The 21303-nt window shown below is 68.3% G+C and carries 27 protein-coding genes, 1 other RNA gene and 1 pseudogene; 23 read left to right on the top strand and 6 right to left on the bottom strand.

Translation table 11 applies throughout. From position 1 onward, the window contains the following. Positions 1 to 71: 71 nt before the first annotated feature. From OG912_RS40140 to OG912_RS40150, 21 genes and pseudogenes are all read left to right on the top strand, one after another. Positions 72 to 407, top strand: a complete 336-nt coding sequence (locus OG912_RS40140; protein ID WP_443061040.1) for an HNH endonuclease — start codon at positions 72 to 74, stop codon at positions 405 to 407. Between the two features lie 62 nt (positions 408 to 469). Beyond that, a pseudogene (locus tag OG912_RS40145) lies at positions 470 to 910 on the top strand (DUF7169 domain-containing protein); the annotation flags it as partial. A gap of 40 nt (positions 911 to 950) precedes the next feature. Then, positions 951 to 1166, top strand: coding sequence for a hypothetical protein (locus tag OG912_RS32400; RefSeq protein WP_327712427.1), 216 nt, complete (start codon positions 951 to 953; stop codon positions 1164 to 1166). Positions 1167 to 1336: 170 nt separating this feature from the next. After that, the gene (locus OG912_RS32405; protein WP_327712428.1) at positions 1337 to 2101 is read left to right on the top strand and encodes a sigma-70 family RNA polymerase sigma factor; all 765 of its coding nucleotides are present in this window, start codon (positions 1337 to 1339) and stop codon (positions 2099 to 2101) included. A 27-nt stretch (positions 2102 to 2128) separates the two neighbouring features. Next, the gene (locus OG912_RS32410) at positions 2129 to 2269 is read left to right on the top strand and encodes a hypothetical protein (RefSeq protein ID WP_327712430.1); all 141 of its coding nucleotides are present in this window, start codon (positions 2129 to 2131) and stop codon (positions 2267 to 2269) included. Between the two features lie 49 nt (positions 2270 to 2318). Next, positions 2319 to 2882: a hypothetical protein gene (locus tag OG912_RS32415; protein ID WP_327712431.1), complete on the top strand. Its 564-nt coding sequence runs from the start codon at positions 2319 to 2321 to the stop codon at positions 2880 to 2882. Further along, complete coding sequence (locus OG912_RS32420) at positions 2879 to 3175, top strand: hypothetical protein (protein WP_327712432.1); 297 nt, start codon at positions 2879 to 2881, stop codon at positions 3173 to 3175. The genes OG912_RS32415 and OG912_RS32420 overlap by 4 nt, the downstream gene beginning before the upstream one ends. A gap of 149 nt (positions 3176 to 3324) precedes the next feature. Continuing rightward, positions 3325 to 3495, top strand: a complete 171-nt coding sequence (locus OG912_RS32425; RefSeq protein WP_327712433.1) for a hypothetical protein — start codon at positions 3325 to 3327, stop codon at positions 3493 to 3495. Further along, positions 3494 to 3557: hammerhead ribozyme type II (locus OG912_RS32430), an RNA gene on the top strand. The genes OG912_RS32425 and OG912_RS32430 overlap by 2 nt, the downstream gene beginning before the upstream one ends. A gap of 238 nt (positions 3558 to 3795) precedes the next feature. After that, positions 3796 to 3966 (top strand): hypothetical protein, encoded by a 171-nt coding sequence (locus tag OG912_RS32435; RefSeq protein WP_327712434.1) that lies wholly within the window; start codon positions 3796 to 3798, stop codon positions 3964 to 3966. Between the two features lie 78 nt (positions 3967 to 4044). Then, complete coding sequence (locus tag OG912_RS32440; protein WP_327712435.1) at positions 4045 to 4242, top strand: hypothetical protein; 198 nt, start codon at positions 4045 to 4047, stop codon at positions 4240 to 4242. Positions 4243 to 4244: 2 nt separating this feature from the next. Continuing rightward, a complete protein-coding gene (locus OG912_RS32445) occupies positions 4245 to 4469 on the top strand; it encodes a hypothetical protein (protein WP_327712436.1) in 225 nt (74 codons plus the stop codon). Continuing rightward, positions 4466 to 4696, top strand: coding sequence for a hypothetical protein (locus tag OG912_RS32450; RefSeq protein WP_327712437.1), 231 nt, complete (start codon positions 4466 to 4468; stop codon positions 4694 to 4696). The genes OG912_RS32445 and OG912_RS32450 overlap by 4 nt, the downstream gene beginning before the upstream one ends. 249 nt (positions 4697 to 4945) lie before the next feature. Further along, positions 4946 to 5584 carry a hypothetical protein gene (locus tag OG912_RS32455; protein WP_327712438.1) on the top strand — a complete coding sequence of 213 codons (639 nt, stop codon included), beginning with the start codon at positions 4946 to 4948 and terminating at the stop codon, positions 5582 to 5584. Positions 5585 to 5670: 86 nt separating this feature from the next. Next, positions 5671 to 6402 carry a hypothetical protein gene (locus OG912_RS32460; RefSeq protein ID WP_327712439.1) on the top strand — a complete coding sequence of 244 codons (732 nt, stop codon included), beginning with the start codon at positions 5671 to 5673 and terminating at the stop codon, positions 6400 to 6402. Positions 6403 to 6410: 8 nt separating this feature from the next. Next, positions 6411 to 6737 (top strand): hypothetical protein, encoded by a 327-nt coding sequence (locus OG912_RS32465; protein ID WP_327712440.1) that lies wholly within the window; start codon positions 6411 to 6413, stop codon positions 6735 to 6737. Continuing rightward, positions 6737 to 7192: a hypothetical protein gene (locus OG912_RS32470; protein WP_327712441.1), complete on the top strand. Its 456-nt coding sequence runs from the start codon at positions 6737 to 6739 to the stop codon at positions 7190 to 7192. Before OG912_RS32465 ends, OG912_RS32470 begins: the two co-directional genes overlap by 1 nt. Positions 7193 to 7355: 163 nt before the next feature. Then, entirely contained in the window at positions 7356 to 7598 is a 243-nt protein-coding gene (locus OG912_RS32475; protein WP_327712442.1) for a hypothetical protein, read from the top strand. Next, positions 7573 to 8094 (top strand): DUF6879 family protein, encoded by a 522-nt coding sequence (locus tag OG912_RS32480; RefSeq protein WP_327712443.1) that lies wholly within the window; start codon positions 7573 to 7575, stop codon positions 8092 to 8094. Before OG912_RS32475 ends, OG912_RS32480 begins: the two co-directional genes overlap by 26 nt. Positions 8095 to 8097: 3 nt before the next feature. Continuing rightward, the gene (locus tag OG912_RS32485; RefSeq protein ID WP_327712444.1) at positions 8098 to 8949 is read left to right on the top strand and encodes a helix-turn-helix domain-containing protein; all 852 of its coding nucleotides are present in this window, start codon (positions 8098 to 8100) and stop codon (positions 8947 to 8949) included. A gap of 303 nt (positions 8950 to 9252) precedes the next feature. Beyond that, positions 9253 to 9522: a DUF7848 domain-containing protein gene (locus tag OG912_RS40150; protein WP_443061041.1), complete on the top strand. Its 270-nt coding sequence runs from the start codon at positions 9253 to 9255 to the stop codon at positions 9520 to 9522. 227 nt (positions 9523 to 9749) lie between these two features. Here OG912_RS40150 and OG912_RS32490 read toward each other — a convergent pair whose 3' ends face one another. Both OG912_RS32490 and OG912_RS32495 read right to left on the bottom strand, forming a co-directional pair. Continuing rightward, the gene (locus OG912_RS32490; RefSeq protein WP_327712445.1) at positions 9750 to 10481 is read right to left on the bottom strand and encodes an acyl-CoA thioesterase; all 732 of its coding nucleotides are present in this window, start codon (positions 10479 to 10481) and stop codon (positions 9750 to 9752) included. A 46-nt stretch (positions 10482 to 10527) separates the two neighbouring features. Next, positions 10528 to 13041, bottom strand: a complete 2514-nt coding sequence (locus tag OG912_RS32495; protein ID WP_326734752.1) for a DEAD/DEAH box helicase — start codon at positions 13039 to 13041, stop codon at positions 10528 to 10530. Between the two features lie 181 nt (positions 13042 to 13222). Between OG912_RS32495 and OG912_RS32500 the strand changes: the two genes are divergently transcribed. Continuing rightward, positions 13223 to 14014, top strand: a complete 792-nt coding sequence (locus OG912_RS32500) for a metal-dependent hydrolase (protein WP_327712446.1) — start codon at positions 13223 to 13225, stop codon at positions 14012 to 14014. A 51-nt stretch (positions 14015 to 14065) separates the two neighbouring features. Here OG912_RS32500 and OG912_RS32505 read toward each other — a convergent pair whose 3' ends face one another. Further along, a complete protein-coding gene (locus OG912_RS32505) occupies positions 14066 to 14452 on the bottom strand; it encodes a CocE/NonD family hydrolase C-terminal non-catalytic domain-containing protein (protein ID WP_327712447.1) in 387 nt (128 codons plus the stop codon). Positions 14453 to 14524: 72 nt separating this feature from the next. Continuing rightward, positions 14525 to 15523 carry an Lrp/AsnC family transcriptional regulator gene (locus OG912_RS32510; protein ID WP_327712448.1) on the bottom strand — a complete coding sequence of 333 codons (999 nt, stop codon included), beginning with the start codon at positions 15521 to 15523 and terminating at the stop codon, positions 14525 to 14527. A gap of 260 nt (positions 15524 to 15783) precedes the next feature. Between OG912_RS32510 and OG912_RS32515 the strand changes: the two genes are divergently transcribed. Continuing rightward, the gene (locus OG912_RS32515) at positions 15784 to 17424 is read left to right on the top strand and encodes an MFS transporter (RefSeq protein WP_443061042.1); all 1641 of its coding nucleotides are present in this window, start codon (positions 15784 to 15786) and stop codon (positions 17422 to 17424) included. A gap of 79 nt (positions 17425 to 17503) precedes the next feature. On the opposite strand, the gene OG912_RS32520 is transcribed toward OG912_RS32515, so the two are convergent. Together OG912_RS32520 and OG912_RS32525 are read right to left on the bottom strand one after the other, a co-directional pair. Continuing rightward, the gene (locus tag OG912_RS32520; protein WP_327712449.1) at positions 17504 to 19285 is read right to left on the bottom strand and encodes an ABC transporter ATP-binding protein; all 1782 of its coding nucleotides are present in this window, start codon (positions 19283 to 19285) and stop codon (positions 17504 to 17506) included. Further along, positions 19282 to 21132 carry an ABC transporter ATP-binding protein gene (locus OG912_RS32525; RefSeq protein ID WP_327712451.1) on the bottom strand — a complete coding sequence of 617 codons (1851 nt, stop codon included), beginning with the start codon at positions 21130 to 21132 and terminating at the stop codon, positions 19282 to 19284. Before OG912_RS32525 ends, OG912_RS32520 begins: the two co-directional genes overlap by 4 nt. Positions 21133 to 21303: the final 171 nt, after the last annotated feature.

The raw sequence follows: 21303 nt of genomic DNA on the forward strand, positions 1-21303 counted from the left end.
GAACGGCAGTGGCTGGATTCGCCCCTGCTGCCGTCCGGTCGGTCTTCCGTTCGCGTCCCATATCGCCCCCTATGCGTGCACCCGAGCCACCCCACGGACCGTCACACCGTGACACTCTGCGACGGTGGGAGGAGCTGGAGTGGTGGGCCTGTGTCTACTGTGACGCTCCATTCGGCCCAATGGTTGTAGCCGAAGCGGACCACATAATTCCCCTTGCGAAGGGGGGAGTTCACGAGTCGTTCAACATCGCGCCGGCGTGCGCGGAGTGCAACCGGGCCAAGTCTGATCTGGACATGTCCGACTGGCTGTCAGTTCTCGCAGCTCAGCTAGATACGGAGCGCGAGGTTACGGTTACGCAGCGCGCAATCTCGCGTGATCGACGCGCACACACATCCTCCACAAGGTAACAAGTCTGTAACGTGGTTCAGTCCTGCACGGACTTGGGTCGCGCGACATATCCGCAGGTCCGATGGGTCGCGCGACAGAAGTACTACTTACGCAGGGTGTGCGTGAACCCCGGCAAACCGGGGCATCGCGGGCACAGTGCCCCTCGTATCTCAGCCGCACGTCGATTGCCCGGGGAGGGCTCGTGACCTACAGTCCAAATCACGTCGCAGACGGACATCATCTGAAGGACCTTCTGGACGCGCTGGAGCGCGACTTGATCGAACTTCGACACATGGCGTCCATATACGACGATGCGTCAGAGATGCCGGGCCGACGCCCTGACGTAGATCCGGACGGGACCGGCCGCAGTGCGACGCACGACCCATCCCGTCCGACCGAGAACATCGCCCTGGACGGCGCCCGAGCGGCGCTAGTGGAACAACTCGAAATTGGTATCTCGTACGCAACATATGCCCGCGCGTATGTACGGGGCGCCACAGCATCAATGGACCGGGCACTTTCCCACTGGGAGGGGGAGCCGGTCGGATTCCCGGGGGGATGCAATGAACGTACTGACGGGGGCCCGCTCCACTCTGGAGCAGCTGGGGGACCTGATGGAGCTGGCGGGACTGCTGGATCTGCCGCTTCTGCACCACTCGGAGAGCCGGCTCCTTGACGCCGATGCGCTCTACCGCTCCGCCGGCTGGGAGTTCTGCCCGCTGGCCGTTGCTGACGTCACCTTGGCGGAGGCGTACGGGATGACGATCAAAGATCTCTAGCTCCGTCTAGCGCTACACGGAGCCCACCCCTCTTCATCGCCCCGCGACGGGGCTGGATCTGGCGTACCCGGGGGCGCCGTACCAAGTGTGATCCAGCCCACAAAAGTCACGTGAAACATTCTCGCCCAGCCCCGCCATAACTCACTCAAGACGCAAACAGAGGAGCCCACATGACCGTCACCATCGCTACCGAGACGATCCAGGCCGCACAGGGCGGGGATCAGGACGCCATGTGGGAGATCATCACCGAGCACGAGGCGATGCTCAGCAGCATTGTCCGCCAGGTGGCCCCGAACGCCTCACCGTCGGACGTGGAAGACCTCATGCAGGACGCCCGGATCGAATTGATCCAGCACGTGCGCAGCTACAACACCGACTCCTCCGCGGCCAAGCTCAGCACGTACGCCTACGCCGGGGTGCGTAAGGCAGTCGCGCGACTGTGGGTCAAGAACACGACGGGACTCACCATTGAGCCGTCGGTGGTGCACGCCGTAAGTCACGCGCTCTGGGTAACAGAGGGCGACGAGGAAGGCGCTTGGATGATCGTATCCAGCAACGAGGACCCGCGTCGACGCATCTCACGTGAAGTGTTTGTGAGCGTTCGTGAAGCACTCGCGCAGACGCTCAGCCTTTCCTCTCCTGCGGGCCACGACGACGACTCGATGACCCTCGCGGACACCATCCCTGAGGCCGGCGCAACCTTCACCGATACGGCCGACAAGCAGGCACTGGCTCACTACCTGCTGAGTGAGATCCCGCCCCGGCAGGCGTTCGCCCTCCGTGCCTTCTACGCGATCGGCATGGAGCAGATGACCGACGCGCAGGCGGGCGACGACCTGGGACTGAAGCCTGCCGCCGTTCGCGTCCTCCGCACCCGCGGAGTGGACAACGCCCGTCAGATCGCACTGCGCGACGACCTTCGCACAGCTGCGTAAAACACTCACCCGACAAGGAACCGTGACATGAGCCGATACCCCTCGCTCGACGACTACGACGTCCAGGGCGTGCGACCGGAGGAGGCCGCTCTCTGGGGCGGTGACGTCCTGCTGGCCGTGGAGGCACGGAGCGACGGCGACCCGCTGGACGGCTTCACCTTCGAGTGACCTCCGTGAGTCGACTCACGGAGCTGCAGAGACCTACAGAGGAGAGAACATGACGGAGTACACCGCGCAGTGCCGGTACGACGAGGGGCAGCGGTTGGTGGCACGGGGTACCGGCGCGTCTATCGCGCTTGACGGCTATGCGGCTGGGAATCTCGTAACCGAGCCGTACCTCTCACCGGACGACGCCCGCATCTTCGCCCGCGGCATCCTGGCCCTGGCTGACGAGGTCGACGGGGGAGAAGCGAAGGGGGCGGCCGGTACCCGCCCGCAAGTTGGCAACCGGGTGCGCGTCATTCTGGGCGACCCCAACCACAGCGGTGACCGCTTCGTGGGGCGCGTCGGGACGCTCATTGGCGACGACGGGGAGGGCGACAACATTCCCTTCCTGGTCAGGTTCGGGCCCGGAGAGCACGGAGCCACGGACGGGCAGTGGTACTGCGCAGAGGTGGAGCCCGTTGACGAACCGGCCGCAGCTGCACCGCTCGTCACGACCCCCGGTCCGTCCCGCGCGACCCTCCTGGAGCAGGCTCGGCAGCTCCTGAACGACAGCGCCACGTTCGACGCCGATGACCTGATCAAGCTGGCCGACTACCTGGCAGGAGACAACGCATGAGCGACATCAAAGTTAACGACCGGGTGCGCGTGGTCCGGGAGTACTCAACCAGCGAGAGCGACTACGACGGAAAGTACGGCACCGTAACCCGCCTGGACGTCGGCGACCACTACCCCTACTACGTGCAGTGCGACGGGCAGGATTACTCGGTCTGGATGCATGAGGTGCAGCCCCTGGAACCCGCCACAAACGGAGACCGTGAGTCCCTCGTCTTCCACGCCAAGTCCCTCCTGGCCGGCACCGAGCACACGGGCGCCGACGTGATCGCGATGGCCGCCTTCCTGGCCGGCTGATGTGAAAGGCCCGGGGCTACGGCTCCGGGCCTTCTCCGTGTAGCGCTTCACGGAGGTTCGACGAAGGGGGTTGTGTCGCGCAACCCGACTGTGCCACTATGGAGCCACGCCAGGGACTCACGGAGGGTCCCGGCAGGGGGGGGGCAGACATGAACTACAAGACGTGCGCCACGTGCCACACGGACCTCCACCCCAACGTCGGCTACGTGCTGAACACCTTTGCGGGCAAGGTCTACGCCCATCACAAGGAGTGCCGTCCGGAGCCGGCCCCTAAGCCGCAGGTGTGGGTGTACCTGCGCGGCTACGTCGACGCTGAATAGCCGAAACGCCCTCCGGGGCGTCCGCGGGGACTGGCCTACCCGCGCTGATGAGGCAGGCCGTAGGAGGAGAGATGCGCTACGAGGTCCATAACCTTGCCGGGTACTGGGGCGTGTACGACACCGTGACGGGTTTGTACGTGTCGACGTCCTTCCGACGCAAGCGATCAGAGGGGGACGCGCAGGCCCGAAACGGGGCCTGACACCCGCCCCGCATAGGAAAGCCCACGGCGCCCCCAGCACCAACGGCGCGCGGTTCGAATCCGCGGCGGGGCACTCGAAGACCGACGAAGGAGATGCACCATGCGAGACATCATCGATGTAGACAGCTGTCCGAACGGAAACATCATCTGCTTCCAGGACTCCAAGTGCCCTGAGTGCCTCGTCGACGAGGAGTTCCAGGAGGAGCAGATCTCGCGACACGTGCGGACGTGCACGGCGGACGGCTTCTGCTACATCTGCCAGTGCCTTTGAACCACCGCCCCGGATAGGCAGTCAGGCGAGTGCGCGTCTCGCCCGGGGCACTCCATCACGTCGACGTCAAGAGGAGCCATGGACGACCATGAAGACGGCTGTGAGTGCGCACCATGCGGCACGCTCGTAATGGGCCCGTTCGAGGGCTGGGAGCCGCGATGGCTCCCCGACGGGGTGACCGGTACGTGCGTGTTCTGCCAGGAGGCCGGCCAGCTTGCCTACTACACGGCACTGGGTATGAGCGTCGGCCGCTGCTGCCAGAGGGAGAAGAGCTGACCATGTTCCGTCGCCGCAGAATTCGCCGAGCAGCAACCGCCCTCACCGTTGCCTACCCGCATATCTCGCACCCCGTCGCCGTCAGCCGTGCCTGGCGGATGGTGGAGAGCTACCCCCGGGCCGACACGGCGCGCGTCACGGACTACCTGATCCATGGGGAGCGCGTCCGCATCATGCTCGACAACGTGGATCTCAACCGCGAGTCATCAACGAAGGAGACACCGTGAACACGCTGCCGGCCCACATCAAGCTCACTGTCCCGGCCCGCATGATCCGACGAGGCGACGAGTTCGACCTCCACAACCGCACCCGGACCGCCAGTGAGCACGCGCACCGGTTCACCGTAGGGACCGTCCACGTCTTCTTCATCGGAGGCGGGGAGGCGTACCTCTCGCAGGACCGGCCCATCGACGTCCGCCGGCCCGTCAGGGAGCGGCCGTGCGCTACCGCGTGACGTTCGAGAGCGGCAGCTCCGCGGTCGTCGACGACGTCGCTCAGCGCCACTTCCTCCGCCAGGCGGTGAGGCGTGGATACGGACGGACGAGGGTGCGCGGTGGCTGGGTCGTGACGCTGCCCGGAGGGTCGCTCGTGGCGCTGCTCCGTGAAGCGCTACACGGAGGTTCGACAGAAGGGGTTGTGTTGCGCAACCCAACTGTGTCATAGTCATCTCACGAAACAGGAAGCACTCACGAAGGAGAAGGAAATGACTGACTACGACTTCGAGGCAACCGCCCGCTGCGTCAAGCTGTACGACCGCCTTCGCCAGGCCGTGCGCACGCGTCAGTACACCGACCGCCCGGGAGATGGATGGAGGCTCACGGATTTTGCCGACCTACCGACCTACGTCGGCACGCAGAACAAGGTGATGATCAGCGCCACGGAGGACGGGGAGAAGTTCGAAGTCCTCGTGTTCAACTACCGGGGCCAGCAGCTGCACAGTGCGGCGTACAAGACGATGGACGTCGCCTTCCGCAACGGTGTGAAGTTCGCGGACATCAAGTACCCGAAGCCCGCGGAGAAGGTCGCTGAAGAGACGCCGGCTGAAGTTGCTCCTGTCGCTGACGAGGTGCTGGAGGCCACTCAGATCGTTGACGCGGAGCCGGTGAAGGAGCTGCCCGGCGACATCGTGGATGCCATCGCCTTGACCCCCGGAGACGTGATTTCCGCCCGCACCTTCGACGTCAGCCGGCGCGCCGAAATCCTAAAGCCCTCCGAGGATTACGAACACTCCCTTGTGGGTCCGGGCTTCCGCTACTGGGCACGGGAAATTGGCACGGACCGCGAGGGGTGGATGCCATTCGGCCCCGGCGGAGTCGTAAGACGGCTCAGTACGGCAGCCTGACCCACCCGCGGAGCCCCTGGCACTAGAGATCCCAGGGGCTCCACCCGCACATCACCACGCACACCCCCGTTCACGAGTGAGGAACCATGACCACCAACGCCACACCGTGGGCCGTCAGAGCCACCCGGAAGCACGGCCAGACGACCGTCCTCTACGCCGCCCTGGCGCTCTCCGCCCCTGGTGAGTACGCGCTCGCGCAAATGGCCGGCTGGGATGCTCGCGTTGCGTGGCTGATGCCCGCCGTTCTGTCGCTCTATGCCGCGATCAGCGCCAGCGTTGCGAAGGCTCAGAAGACAACGGCCCGCGCCCTTGTTGGAACGCCTCAGGAGGCGGAGGCCAAACGCCGTTCCGCCAACGCAACGTGGGGCGCTCTCGTGGCGTTGCTCATCGCAACGGCCGCACAGGTTGCGGAACACGTCCTGACGACCGGCGCAACGGGCACGCGGGCATGGGTTGTCATCATCGTCAGTGCCGTTCCGCCATTGGTGGCCGCCCACGTGCTGCACATCGATCCGCCGATGGAGTTGGAGCCGGCAGAGGTGCGTGAGACACCCGCGTGGGTGCCCCAGGAGGCCCCTCAGGAGCCTGTGGGGAAGCCGGAGCCCCAACTCCCCGCGCCGCCCGTGGAAGAGCCGGAGAAGCCCATCCTGGTGACGTACAGGGAAGCCGCTGATGCCCTTGACGTCGCTGCGGAGACCGTTCGCGGGTGGAAGGCGCAGGGAAAGATCATCAGCTATCCCGGACAGGGCATCAACAACGTTCTGGTTGACCTCCGGGAGTGCCAGAGTGTCAAGGCCCGCCGTTCCGTGAGCGTTTAGGAGAGATCATGAAGCAGCGCATCGCAGATCTTGACGGAGAGTTCCTGACGGTCTCCGTCAACGAGGGGTCGCGGCCCGGAATCATCTACGTCGACGACGGCAGCACGGAGTACGGGCCACTGGAGTTCACTGCCACATCGGCCCGCGAACTGGCACACGCTCTTCTCCGGGCAGCCGACGAGGCGGAGGGTGTCAATCACTTCGACGCCCTGGAGGCCCTGATCGTAAAGATCACGCGCGAAAGAACGGCCTCCTTCATCCGCGCCAACATCGACATGCAGGGCCGAGACTTCCCGGACGCGGAGAGCGTCGCGGTGTGGCTGGAGGAGAGCTGATGAAGCGCACACAGATGACGATCACCTACCCCGGCGGACGTCAGGAGATCGAGTACGTCTACCACGACGAACCGGGCGTCTTCGGCTCCCTCTTCCGGCTCCACCGCGAGGAGCAACTCCGCAAAGCACAGGCGGAGCGGGATGACCGGCTCCTCCAGCTGGACCGTGACATCAAGGCACTGGAGGACTGGCACCACGCGTGGAGACTGGAACACGACGCCGACTATCGGGAGCTGCACCCTGGTGAGTGGTGCGAGCGCCACCTCAGCCCGACGAACGAGTGCCGAATGGGTCACTGGCGTCGAGTGGTGCGGGACGAACCTTGGGACGTCATCACGTGGTCCGGGCAGATCCTCCGCTCTCACCGCCCGGTCCAGCGCAAGGCGCCGGAGCTGCCGCTCGAAGTGCGCCGCGCAGCTACCCGCACGATGGCGAAGTGGGGGAGCGGCCGATGAAACCCCCAGAGCACTGCTGTCGGCCCGGAGCATGATCACTACCAAGAGCCCTCGTCGCACTCCGCGGCGGGGGCTCTTTTGCGTTCAGTGCGCCCTTGACGGACCGGCCCGGCAGCGCAACTCTCGTAGAACATCCTGCAACGTCCGCGACCTTGGAGGCGTCATGACGTTACATTTCATCGCGAAGGACCCGAACACGAACGGGGAGAACTGCCCGACCGTGTGGTTCGACGACGTGGCACAAGAGTTCGTCGTCCAGGGGTGGAAGGCGGACGAGATGCTTCAGTTGAAGTGCCTGGAGTCCGGCTCGATCCCCGACTCCGAAGCCGTGGTCCGGCTTCCCGCGCGCATGATCGACGTACTGAAGGCGGTGATCGAGGTTGCAGAGCGTTCCCCCGTTCTCTGAACTCCTGGCCTCGTGCCGGACGTCGGCCGTCCACCTGGAGATGCGCGACGTCTACGGCGTGGTGGAGGAAGACAAGGACTTCGCCGCGTGGAAGAACGGGCGAACGTACGACATCGACGACCAGTCGTCGTGGTGGAACGACTTCCATCAGACCGTTGCCGATGGCGTCGCCCGCGGAGTCGCCGTGCGACGGCTCCGAGTGATCTCCGAGCCAGTCTCTGACTACATCCGCTACGAGCACTCGTGCACGCCGCAGAACCTGGCGGCCGGCGAGGACGTCAGGTGGCTCCCGCGACGCCTGGCGTCGGATCTGCTCTTCCCGGGCAATGACTTCTGGCTCTTCGACGAGCAGGCGGTGAAGTTCGGTCTGTTCACCGGAGAGGGACGGTTCGTCAGACACGAGATGTCATACGAGCCGACCGTCATCAAGCAGTGTGCGAGCGCCGTGGACGCTGCGTGGGAGCGCGCGATCCCGCACGCGGAGTTCCAGGTCTGATCTGTGTCTGAAGCCCCGTACCCGTCAGCCCGCATCCATGAGGCGCATGAGCGCGTTGCCGCGCGATTGCGTGAGTTACGTCTCGATGCGGGACTGACGGGCCGCGAGGTGGCCGCTCGCACGGGCTGGCAGACGTCGAAGGTCTCCCGGCTCCAGACCGGTGCCACGCTGCCCGCAGACGACGACATCAGGGCGTGGTGTCAGGCGTGCGGCGTGCCGGACGAGGCGCCCGACATCATCGCCGCTGCCCGCGACGCAGGTTTGATGTACATGGAGTGGCGACGTCTCCAGCGGACCGGCATGAGGCGGGTGCAGGAGTCCCGGACGCCCATCCACGAGCGGACGAAAGCGCAGCGCATCTACAGCTCCAGCGTGATCCCCGGAATGCTCCAGACGCACGCGTACGCCGCCGCCCTACTCTCCAACATTGCGCACTTCCATGGCACCCCCGACGACTCCGCGGAGGCCGCTGACGCCCGCGTGGCACGCTCCCAGATCATCCGCCGGCCAGGGCGCACGTTCTCGATCCTCGTGGAGGAATCGGTACTCCGTCGACGGGTGGGCAGCGCGGAGACCATGGCGGCGCAGCTGGGACACCTCCTGACGACCGCTGCGCTCCCTGCCGTGTCATTGGGCGTCATTCCCGCCTCAACGCCCGCCATATGGCCGCTGGAGACGTTCACCGTGTACGACGACACCACGGTCTATGTAGAGCTGCTGACGGCCGCCCTGACGATTACGGCGCCGTCGGAGATCGCTCAATACCTCGCCGCGTACGGCGAAATGGCTGACGCAGCGGTGTTCGGCCAGGACGCCTATCGCATCATCGCGGGCGCCCTCTCGGCACTCAGCTGAAGAGCCATAGAATTCCGTAGAACTTCATGGAACCTGCGCCTTTCCGGCTCCTACTGTCATCACTGAGACGACACGCGGCGGAGGTGCAGGGATGGATAAGGCAGCAATGTCGGGCCCGGTGTTCTTGACGGATCCATTGCCCGACGAACCCATCCCCGTCCCGGGGTGCGACGTCTGCCGCGGATTAGCGGCTTGGTGGCGTCGCGCAATGGATCCGAAGAGCGAGTCCTATGACCCTTCACGGGCGTCGGACTGGGCGATCGAGATCCGTCGTCACCCGCACCCGAAGAAGCAGGCGACGGCATGAGCATCCGTTCGTTGATTCGCCCCGTGACGCATCGGATCATCCAGCACCCGGACACCGACGTCACGCACGAGGCGGAATGCCTCCACTGCAGCTGGACGGCCAAGCCCTCCACGTCCACGGAAGCGGTAGACGTCGAATGCATGAGCCACGCGGGACGGAGCAATCACCGCGGATTCCGACGGGTAGTTACCGGATTCGCGTTTGTCGTCCGCGAGGGAGAGAATCCCGTACCGCCTGAGGCGTCCCCCACGCCAACTGACGGTTAGGTACGGGTCCGTGTCTGCCGACGGACACGGACAGGGGGAGGCGGCGTCATCCCACCCGGCGGCGCTGCCTCCTCCCCACAAGCCCGCGCGCTAGGGGCGTCACCTCCGGCGCGCGGTGGGCGGCTGGGGCCGGTTCCTCCCCTCAGGGTGAGGTCGACATGCCGGCCCCGGACCATCCCTGAGCCCCGTTCCCTGCATGGCGGTAGGGAGCGGGGCGATTTTATGCCCTATGCTGCGTGTGAAAGCTGCTCTGTTGCGTGATCCAGCGACGCCATGTCGAAGCCGCGCGGCCCCCACAGCGGCTCCACGGGGATACGCACCGCGTCCAGCAGCGTCATGTCGCTCGCGTACGTCAGCGCACACGTGTGCACCAGCGGATCGTCACCGAGCGGGCCGACCGCCCGCATCCACACCGCGCTGCGCGGGTCCGCGTCCTTGATCTCCTCCTGCGTCCAGCGCAGCCGGTCGACGTAGCGGATGTCGAACGGCTGACGCCGCGCCATCCGCTCCAGCGCCTCCGGCAGACCGCCCAGATGCTCACGCACCTCTTCGGCGACCGTCGGCAGCTCCTCCGGATCGGGCACCACCCGCGCGGGCGGCAGCTGGTGCTCGAAGCCGGCCTCCTCCGGGCGGTGGAAGGACGCCGTCAGATTGAAGATCGTGCGGCCCTGCTGGACGGCCGTCACCCGGCGCGTGGTGAAGGACCGGCCGTCCCTGATCCGCTCGACCTCGTAGACGATCGGCACCCCGGGACGGCCCGGCCGCAGGAAATAGGCGTGCAGCGAATGCACCGGCCGGTCCCCGTCGGTGGTGCGGCCCGCCGCCACCAGCGCCTGCCCGGCCACCTGCCCGCCGAAGACCCGCTGAAGGGACTCCTCGGGACTGCGGCCGCGGAAGATGTTGACCTCGATCCGTTCCAGGTCGAGCAGGTCGACCAGGCGCTCGGCGGGGTTCGTCATGCGGTTCGTCTCCACTCTCGCAGCGGCGCCGTCGGCACGGACGCGCTCACAACTGGCCCACGGAGGTGACCCGGACGACCGCCCGGCCCTCCTCGTCGGACGCGGCCAGATCGACCTCGGCACTGATGCCCCAGTCATGGTCGCCGTTCGGGTCGGCGAACGTCTGCCGGACGCGCCACAGGCCGTGCTCCGCGTCCTCGTCGATCTTCAGCAGCTTCGGCCCGCGGGCGTCCGGACCGGTGCCCAGCTCCTCGTACTCGTCCCAGTACGCGTCCATCGCCTCGCCCCACGCGTCCTCGTTCCAGCCCGCGTCGCCGTCCAGCTCCCCGAGGTCACGGACCCGGTCCAGCGCGGCCAGCTCGACCCGGCGGAACATCGCGTTGCGCACCAGCACCCGGAAGGCGCGGGCGTTGGCCGTGACCGGCTTGACCTCGTCGGCCCGCTCCTGCGCCTGCTCGGCCGTCTCCACCTCGGGATTGGCGAGCTGCTCCCACTCGTCGAGAAGACTGGAGTCGACCTGCCGGACCATCTCGCCGAGCCAGGCGATGAGGTCCTCCAGGTCCTCGGACTTGATGTCGTCCGGGATGGTGTGCTCCAGCGCCTTGTACGCGCTCGCGAGATAGCGCAGCACGATGCCCTCGGTCCGGGCCAGCTCGTAGTTCGAGGTGAACTCGGTGAACGTCATGGCGCGTTCGTACATGTCGCGGATCACCGACTTCGGCGACACCGGGTGGTCACCCACCCACGGGTGGCTCTGGCGGTAGACGTCGTACGCGTGCCACAGCAGCTCGCTCAGCGGCTTCGGGTACGTGACCTCCTGGAGGAGCTCCATCCGCTCCTCGTACTCGATGCCGTCGGCCTTCATCTGCCCGACCGCCTCACCGCGCGCCTTGTTCTGCTGCGCGGCGAGGATCTGACGCGGATCGTCGAGCGTCGACTCCACCACCGAGACCATGTCCAGCGCGTACGACGGCGAGTCGGCGTCCAGCAGCTCGAACGCGGCGAGCGCGAACGTGGACAGCGGCTGGTTCAGCGCGAAGTCCTGCTGCAGATCGACGGTGAGCCGCACGATGCGGCCCTCCGCGTCGGGCTTGTCCAGCTGCTCCACCACGCCGCCGTCCAGCAGCGAGCGGTAGATCGCGATCGCCCGGCGGATGTGGCGCAGCTGCGCCTTGCGCGGCTCGTGGTTGTCCTCCAGCAGGTGCCGCATCGCCTCGAAGGCGTTGCCGGGACGCGCGATGACGGACAGCAGCATGGTGTGCGTGACCCGGAAGCGTGAGGTCAGCGGCTCGGGATCGGACTGGATCAGCTTGTCGAACGTGGTCTCCGACCAGGCGACGAACCCCTCGGGCGCCTTCTTGCGGACGACCTTGCGCTTCTTCTTCGGGTCGTCGCCGGCCTTCTTGACCGCCTTCTCGTTCTCGACGACGTGCTCGGGGGCCTGCGCGACGACGAAGCCCGCCGTGTCGAAGCCCGCCCGCCCGGCCCGGCCCGCGATCTGGTGGAACTCGCGTGCCCGCAGCGTCCGCACCCGGGTGCCGTCGTACTTGGTGAGGGCGGTGAACAGCACGGTGCGGATGGGGACGTTGACTCCGACGCCGAGTGTGTCCGTACCGCAGATGACCTTCAGAAGCCCCGCCTGCGCGAGCTTCTCGACCAGGCGCCGGTACTTCGGGAGCATGCCCGCGTGGTGCACTCCGATGCCATGGCGTACGTAACGGGAAAGGTTCTGGCCGAACTTGGTGGTGAAGCGGAAGTTGCCGATGAGATCGGCGATCTTCTCCTTCTCCTCCTTGGTACACATGTTGATGCTCATCAGCGACTGTGCCCGCTCGACGGCCGCGGCCTGGGTGAAGTGCACGATGTAGACCGGCGACTGCCGGGTGTCCAGGAGCTCGGTGATCGTCTCGGTGATCGGCGTCAGCCGGTACTCGTAGCTGAGCGGGACCGGACGGGTCGCCGAGCGGACCACGGAGGTGGGGCGGCCGGTGCGCCGGGTCAGGTCCTCCTCGAACATCCGGACGTCACCGAGCGTGGCCGACATCAGGACGAACTGCGCCTGCGGCAGCTCCAGGATCGGGATCTGCCACGCCCAGCCGCGGTCCTGCTCCGCGTAGAAGTGGAACTCGTCCATGACGACCTGGCCGATGTCCGCGTACTTCCCGTCACGCAGCGCGATGGACGCGAGCACCTCGGCCGTGCAGCAGATCACGGGGGCGTCGGCGTTGACCGAGGCGTCACCGGTGAGCATGCCGACGTTCTCCGTACCGAACAGCTTGCACAGGTCGAAGAACTTCTCCGAGACCAGGGCCTTGATCGGGGCGGTGTAGAAGGTGACCTTGTCCTGGGCCAGGGCGGTGAAGTGCGCACCGGCCGCGACCAGGCTCTTTCCGGACCCGGTGGGGGTGGAAAGGATCACGTTGGCCCCGGAGACCACCTCGATCAGCGCCTCCTCCTGAGCGGGATAGAGGGTGATCCCCTGCGTCTCGGTCCATGACGAAAAGGCCTCGAAGAGGGCGTCGGGGTCGTCGGTCGGGGGCAGCTGATCGATAAGGGTCACACCCCCATCTTGCCTGTCTTCCACCCCGATGAGGGAACCGGACGACGGCGCGAAGATCACGGACGATACGCTTCCCTCTCAACTCGGCCGCACCGCAACGATGGTGGCCGGAACCCGCGCGCAGGCAACACCTGTCGCACTCACGACACCTACGCGACATCCAATGGGGGCGGAAACAGCCATGATGGGACCGGCACACTCACTGTCAGGGGCAGCGGCCTGGCTGGGGGTGGGCGCGGCGGCGGCTGCCGCAGGCCACGCCATGCCGTGGCCCGTCCTGGTCGTCGGCGCGCTGATCACCGCCGGCGCGGCGCTCGCCCCGGACCTCGACCACAAGTCGGCGACCATCTCGCGCGCCTTCGGACCCGTGTCCCGCGGACTCTGCGAGATCGTCGACAAGCTCTCGCACGCCGTGTACAAGGCCACGAAGATGCGGGGCGACTCGAATCGCAACGGTGGTCACCGGACGCTGACCCACACCTGGCTGTGGGCGGTCCTGATCGGCGGGGGCGCCTCCGCCGCGGCGATCACCGGCGGCCGGTGGGCGGTGCTGGCGATCCTCTTCGTCCACCTGGTGCTCGCCGTCGAGGGTCTGCTGTGGCGGGCCGCCCGGATGTCCAGCGACGTACTGGTGTGGCTGCTCGGTGCGACCAGCGCGTGGATTCTCGCGGGCGTCCTGGACAAGCCGGGCAATGGCTCGGACTGGCTCTTCAACGCCCCCGGCCAGGAATACCTCTGGCTCGGTCTGCCCATCGTGCTGGGCGCTCTCGTCCATGACATCGGCGACGCGCTGACCGTCTCGGGCTGCCCGATCCTGTGGCCGATCCCGGTCGGCCGCAAGCGCTGGTACCCGATCGGCCCGCCGAAGGCCATGCGGTTCAGGGCAGGCAGCTGGGTGGAGCTGAAGGTGCTGATGCCGGTGTTCATGGTGCTCGGGGGAGTGGGCGGGGCTGCCGCCATGAACCTCATCTGACGCACCGCGGCCCTGAACCCGTCAGGGCTCAGGGCCGGTCGGCCGTAGGCCTTACAGGGCAGCGGCCTTCGTGAACGGCAGCACGAGCCGGGACGGGTGCGCCGCGTCGCGGTAGATCTTGTGTGTGACGGGCCGGCCCACCGGCAGGTGGAAGGCGTCCGGCGGCAGCAGGGCGTTGTGCTCGTCGGCCAGTGGCTCGTCGTTGGACAGCTCCACGACCAGTTTGTGGCCGGGCAGAAACGTCGCCGCGAACGGGTAGACGCGCAGCACGTACTCCTCGATCTTCCCCGGCTCGACCGGCACCGCGCGGGTGTGCGGGTGGTAGGGGTCGCCCTCCGTGGTGCGCTCCTCGTCGAACTCGCGGTGCGTGGCCTTGAGATAGGCGGTCGTGACGAGCTGACGCCTGCCGGTCGGGGAGGACGACGCGCGCGATGTCACCGGCCTCGATGCAGCCGTCCCCCATCGGGCTGGGGCGGCGCTGCGGCGCCACGCGATCCGAGCCGGAAACCGTCACTGGACAGGTGCGGGAGGGACCAGCCGGCCGTGTGAGATGAGGGAGGCGGCCTGCTTGAGGCGCCGCACCCGGATGCTGACCCCGTAGGCGTCGACGCCGGGAGTGGTGGCGAGGCGGGTGGTCAGATAGCGGTAGAACTCCTCCGCGTCACGGCAGATGACGATGGCCATCACGTTGTGGTCGCCACTGGTGGCGGCGGCGAACGCGACCTCGTCGTGGGCGGCGATCGCGTGTCCGGTGCTTTCCAGCCGGGCGGGGGTGACGCGCAGCCAGAGGGTGGCGTTGAGGTGGTAGCCGAGGTGTTCCGGCAGCAGGTCGATGTCGTACGAGAGGGTGCCGGACGCCTCCAGGGACTCCAGCCGGCGGGCGACGCGCCCCTTGGACCACCCGGTGACTTCGGCAAGCTGCGTGTGCGAGATGCGGCCGTCCTCGGCGAGGGCGTCGAGCAGTGGGCGGTCCTCGGCGGTGAGGGGGAGCAGAGGGCCCGCCGGGGCGGGGGGCGGGCTGCCGGCCAGCCGCTGTTCCTGCTCGGCGGTGAGGTGTCCGCCGTAGCTGGTCCAGCCGGACGTACCGGGGTCCCCGAAGGGGTGGATGAGCAGGTCGATGCTCAGGTCGAGGACGGCGGCGGACCTGGGCAACTGCTGGAGCAGCATGTCCTCGCGCGGGGCATGGAGCGGGGAGCGGATGACGCAGATGATCTCCGAACCGCCCGAAGCGATGCCGACGTAGGCGATGTCGGGGCGCCGGGCGAGCCCGTCGGCGAGAGGGCCGGCGCGGTCGGGACGGCAGCGAATGCGGGCGACCCACTGCGCTTCCCCGTGCACGGCGGGATCGATCAGGCCCACGACCCGCATCGCACCGGCGCGGCGCAGGGCTTGATAGCGGCGGGCCGCCGTCTGCTCCGATACTCCGCTCACCTCGCCGATGAGCCGGAACGGGGCACGCGGCGCGTGATGGAGCGTGCGGAGGATTCTCATGTCCACGTCGTCGACCACGGTGGAATTATGTCATGGCCTGCTTCCTCGATGGAGGTTTGCCCTCAATGGCGGCTGCCGCTTCGTTGATTTGGCGTGGTCTCGCCGATGCTGGGACGCGGCCTTGTCCGAAACGAGGGCCCGGCGTCTCCCGGCCCTCGCCCCGCACCGGCGCGAACGGTGCCGTCCGGGCTCTGCGACGGCCGGAGAACTCCCGCTTCGGGGGACGGAAACCCGCTGGACATCTACCGCGGCGCACCGCGTCGCAGAGGAGCGCTTCCTTGAACGTCACACCCTTGGCGAGCGGTCGCCCCGACCGGCGGGCGGCCACGCTCGTCATGGCCTGCCTGGGCGTCTTCGTCGCCTACCTGCCGGTGACCACCGTCTCCGTGAGCCTGCCCGCCATCCAGGCGGCGCTGAGCGCGTCGACGGCCCAGCTGTCCTGGGTCCAGGACGCGTTCGTCCTGCCCATGGCCGCGTTCATCCTGACCGCCGGCGTGGTCGGCGACGTCCACGGGCGCAAGAAGGTGTTCCAGGCGGGCCTGCTGCTCTCCGCGGTCGGTGCGGCCGTCGCGCTGGCCGCCCAGTCGATCCAGTTGCTGTGGGTCGGACAGGCACTCGCCGGGATGGGCGCGGCCGCGCTGCTGCCCACGACCCTGGCCCTGATCAGCCACGCCGTGCCCGATCACCGCGAACGCGGCAAGTTCATCGGCCTGTGGGCGACATCGCTCCTGATGGCACTGGCCGTCGGACCGCTGATCGCCGGCGTCGTCCTGGAGCACGCGGCCTGGCGGTGGATCTACCTCCTGGTCATTCCCGTCTCACTGATCGCGACGGTCTTCGCCGCGCGGCTGCTGACCGACTCGCGGGCCCCGCACGGGCGACGACTCGACTGGCCGGGCCAGATCACCGCGGCGGTGTCGATCACCGCGCTGGTGTACGGAGTGATCGAGGGCGGCGCCGGATCCTTCACCGACACGCAGGTCCTGGCGGCACTGTTCGTGGCAGTGGCCGGCGCCGTCGCCTTTGTCGTGGCGGAACGGCGCAGCGACAGCCCGATGCTGGATCTGACGCTGTTCCGCAGCCCGGCGTTCACGGCCACCACCCTCGTCGCGATGATCACCTTCCTGGGGCTCATCGGCTTCTTCTTCCTGCTGAGCCTCTACTTCGGCCTGGTGCAACAGCTCGACACTCTTCAGGCCGCCTGGCGTCTACTCATGGTGACCGGCGCCGCCATCGTCGCCGGGGGTCCTGTCGCGCGCCTCATGCACCGGGTTCCCGCCCGCACCCTGATCACGGCCGGGCTGCTCGTCGTCTCCGGCGCGCTCCTCTCGATGACCACCCTCGACGCGGACACGTCGTTCGCCTCCATCGCCTGGCGGCTGGTCCTGCTGGGCCTCGGGATGGGCGGCGTCCTGACACCCATGACCGCCACCGCGGTCGCCTCCGTCCCCCACCACCTGGCCGGTATGGCCGCAGCCGGCAACAACACCTTCCGGCAGATCGGCGGCGCACTGGGCCCGGCCGTTCTGGGCGCACTCCTCACCTCCCGGGCCCTCGGCACGTTCCCCGCTCATCTCGCAGACGCCGGAATCACGGGAGCGAGCCGGCAGAGCATGGTGGAGGCCGCCCGCGAGGGCGGGCTGGGCGCGGTCGCCGGGATGAACCTGGGCGCTCACACCGGCCAGGCCCTGGGCGCCGTCGGCGACGCCTTCCTCGACGGGCTCCGGCTCTGCCTGATCGTCGCTGCGGCGCTCACCCTGCTCGCGGCCCTCGTCTCGGCGGTTCTGCTCCGGCCGCGGGTGTCCACCGCCACGGTGACGGTTGCCGCCGCCACCCCGCACCCGGCGGCCGGCGCCGCTGCCGAGGCGGGCACCTCCGGACAGGGAGGCGACCCGGTCACGGTGCGGCAGCCCGGGTGACGACGACGCCTTCCGGCCGGAGCGGAGCGCTCCGGCCGGAAGGCGTCGTGCGGGAACCCCCGATGGCGACCCGTCCGGCTCAGCCGTGCCAGGACCGCCACAGCGCCGCGTACGCGCCGTCCGCCGCCACCAGCTCGTCATGGCTGCCCAGTTCGCTGATCCGGCCCTGCTCGACCACGGCGATCACGTCCGCGTCGTGCGCCGTGTGCAGCCGGTGGGCGATCGCCACGACCGTACGCCCGTCCAGCACCCGGGCCAGCGAGCGCTCCAGATGACGGGCCGCGCGCGGGTCCAGCAGCGACGTCGCCTCGTCCAGCACCAGCGTGTGCGGATCGGCCAGCACCAGCCGGGCCAGCGCGATCTGCTGCGCCTGCGCCGGGGTGAGCACCAGACCGCCCGAGCCGACCTCGGAGTCCAGCCCCTCGTCGAGCGCCCTCGCCCAGCCGTCCGCGTCGACCGCCGCCAGCGAGGCCCACAGCTCCGCGTCGCCCGCACCGGTACGGGCAAGCAGCAGGTTGTCCCGCAGTGAGCCGACGAACACATGGTGCTCCTGGTTGACCAGAGCCACATGCGTACGGACCCGTTCCGCCGTCATCTGTGACAACTCAGCGCCTCCCAGCGTGACTTCGCCGGTCCTCGGTGCGTAGATCCCCGCCAGCAGCCGGCCCAGCGTGGACTTGCCCGCACCGGACGGCCCGACCAGCGCCAGCCGCGTACCGGGAGCGACGTCCAGCGACACCTTGTGCAGTACGTCGAGTCCGGCGCGATAGCCGAAGTGCACCGCGTCGGCGCGCACCTCACGACCGTCCGGGGCCACGCGGTCGTCACCGGCGTCCGGCTCGATCTCACGGACCCCCACGAGGCGCGCCAGCGACACCTGGGCGACCTGCAACTCGTCGTACCAGCGCAGGATCAGGCCGATCGGATCGACCATCATCTGCGCGAGCAGCGCACCCGTCGTCAGCTGACCGACGGTGAGCCAGCCCTCGATGACGAACCAGCCACCGAGCATCAGGACCGCGCCGAGAATCGTCACGTACGTGACGTTGATGACGGGGAAGAGCACCGACCGCAGGAACAGCGTGTACCGCTCCCAGGCCGTCCACTCCTTGATCCGCCGGTCCGACAGGGCGACCCGCCGCGCACCCAGACGGTGCGCCTCCACGGTCCGTCCGGCGTCGACCGTCTCCGCCAGCATCGCCGCGACCGCCGCGTAACCGGCCGCCTCCGAGCGGTACGCCGAAGGCGCCCGGCGGAAGTACCAGCGGCAGCCGACGATCAGCACCGGCAGGGCGATGAGCACCGAGAGCGCCAGCGGGGGAGCGGTGACGGCGAGCGCGGCAAGCAGCAGCCCCGCCCACACCACACCGATGGCCAGCTGCGGGACCGCCTCGCGCATGGCGTTGGCGAGCCGGTCGATGTCCGTCGTGATGCGGGACAGCAGGTCACCTGTCCCGGCCCGCTCCAGCACACCCGGCGGCAGCCGGACCGACCGCACGAGGAAGTCCTCGCGCAGATCGGCCAGCATCTCCTCGCCCAGCATCGCGCTGCGCAGCCTCATCATCCGGGTGACCACGGTCTGGACGACCAGCGCCAGCCCGAACACCGCGGCGGTGCGCTCCAGATGGAGGTCGGTGACGTCGTTGGACAGGTCCTCGACCAGTCCGCCCAGCAGATACGGGCCGACGATCGACGAGATCACCGCGATGGAGTTGAGCACCGTGACCACGATGAACGGCCACCGGTGGCGCCGCATCAGCTCCCGGACATAGGTGCGTACGGTCGTGGGGGTGCCGACCGGCAGGGTCGTCGCCGACTCCGGGGCGGCCGGGTCGTACGTCGGTGGTGCGACGCCGATCATGCCCTCTCCTCGATTTCCTCGATCGTGTCGATCGTGTCGGTGTGCTCGTTCATGTCCGGTCCGGCCGCGGCGATCTCGTCGTCGGTCTCACGGGTGACGACCGCCCGGTAGCGAGGTTCGTCGCGCAGCAGTTCACGGTGGGTGCCGACGGCCACCACGGTGCCGCCGTGGACCAGCGCCACCCGGTCGGCCAGGTCGAGCAGCAACGGCGACGAGGCGAACGCCACCGTCGTACGGTTCCTGCGCAGCGACTTGATGCCCTCGGCGACCCGCGCCTCGGTGTGCGAATCGACGGCGGACGTCGGCTCGTCGAGCACCAGGGCCTCCGGGGCGGTCACCAGCGAGCGCGCCAGGGCGAGCCGCTGACGCTGGCCGCCGGACAGCGAGCGGCCGCGTTCGGTGATCCGGGTGTTCATCGGGTCGCCGTCGGCGTCGACGGATGCCTGGGCGAGCGCGTCCAGGACGTCGCCGCACTGTGCGGCCGCCAGTGCGTCCGTGGCGGCCACCCGGCCGGACGACGGCACGTCCAGCAGCTCGCGCAGCGTGCCGGAGAGCAGCACCGGGTCCTTGTCCTGGACCAGCACGGCGGTGCGCGCCGCGTCCAGTTCCAGCTCGTCCAGGGGTACGCCCCCGAGCAGGACCGACGGCAGTTCGGGAGCCGCGGCGCCCTCGGCCTCGCCCTCCTGCGTCACGGCCGGCTGGGCGTGGCCGCCGAGCCGGTCCGCGAGCCGCCCCGCCTCGTCCGGATCGCCGCACACCACGGCGGTGAACAGCCCCTCCGGAGCCATCAGACCGGTGGCCGGGTCGTACAGGTCACCGGTCGGAGAGGCGTCGACCGTGGACGGCCGCGCGACCCGGTTCAGCGAGAGCACCCGGACCGCGCGCTGGGCGGACGGCCGCGAGAAGGAGTACGCCATGGCGATCTCCTCGAAGTGGCGCAGCGGGAACAGCATCAGCGTCGCCGCGCTGTACACCGTCACGAGCTGACCGACGTCGATCTTCCCGTCCCGGGCCAGCGTGGCCCCGTAGGTGACCAGCGAGATCAGCAGCACGCCCGGCAGCAGCACCTGGATCGCCGAGATCAGCGACCACATCCGCGCACTGCGCACGGCGGCCTTGCGGACCTCCTGCGAGGCGCGCCGGTAGCGGCCGAGGAACAGTTCCTCGCCGCCGATGCCGCGCAGCACGCGCAGCCCGGCCACGGTGTCGGAGGCCAACTCGGTGGCCTTTCCGGCCTTCTCGCGCTGGAAGTCGGCGCGGCGGGTGGCACGGGGGAGCAGTGGCAGCACTGCCAGCGCGAGCAGGGGCATGGAGAGCGCCACGAGCACACCCAGCGAGGGCAGATAGAGGACGAGTCCCACACAGATGATGACCAGGGCCGCCGCGGCCGCGACGAAGCGCGAGAGGGCCTCGACGAACCAGCCGATCTTCTCCACATCCCCGGTGGACACCGCCACAACTTCTCCCGCGGCGACCCGGCGGGTCAGTGCCGAACCGAGCTCCGCGGTCTTACGGGCCAGCAACTGCTGGACCCGGGCGGCAGCCGTGATCCAGTTGGTGACGGCGGTCCGGTGGAGCATGGTGTCGCCCACCGCGATCAGCACGCCGAGGACGGCGATCATGCCGCCCGCCAGCGCCAGCCGTCCCCCGGACCGGTCGACGACCGACTGGACGGCGAATCCGACGACGAGCGGCAGCCCGGCGATGGAGCACTGGTGCAGCAGACCCCAGGACATGGACTTGAGCTGTCCGCGGATCTGGTTGCGGCCGAGCCAGAGCAGGAAGCGAGGACCCGACCGGACATCGGGATCGCCGGGATCCGAGTACGGAAGATCGCGAATTTGCATGACGTCCCAAAAGATCGGAAGGAGCTGAGATCCACGAGGGATCTCCAGAAACACGTGGGGGAGGCGTGTGGGGGGACCAAACCGTCCCAGCCTCGCTGCCGGCCGTGGCCGAGGCAAACCCTTTTACGGGCCGGGCCCGTGAGTACCGAGGGAGGCCGGGCCGGCCCACGG

This window comes from Streptomyces sp. NBC_00464 (genome assembly GCF_036013915.1).
In the GTDB taxonomy this organism is placed as follows: Bacteria; Actinomycetota; Actinomycetes; order Streptomycetales; family Streptomycetaceae; genus Streptomyces.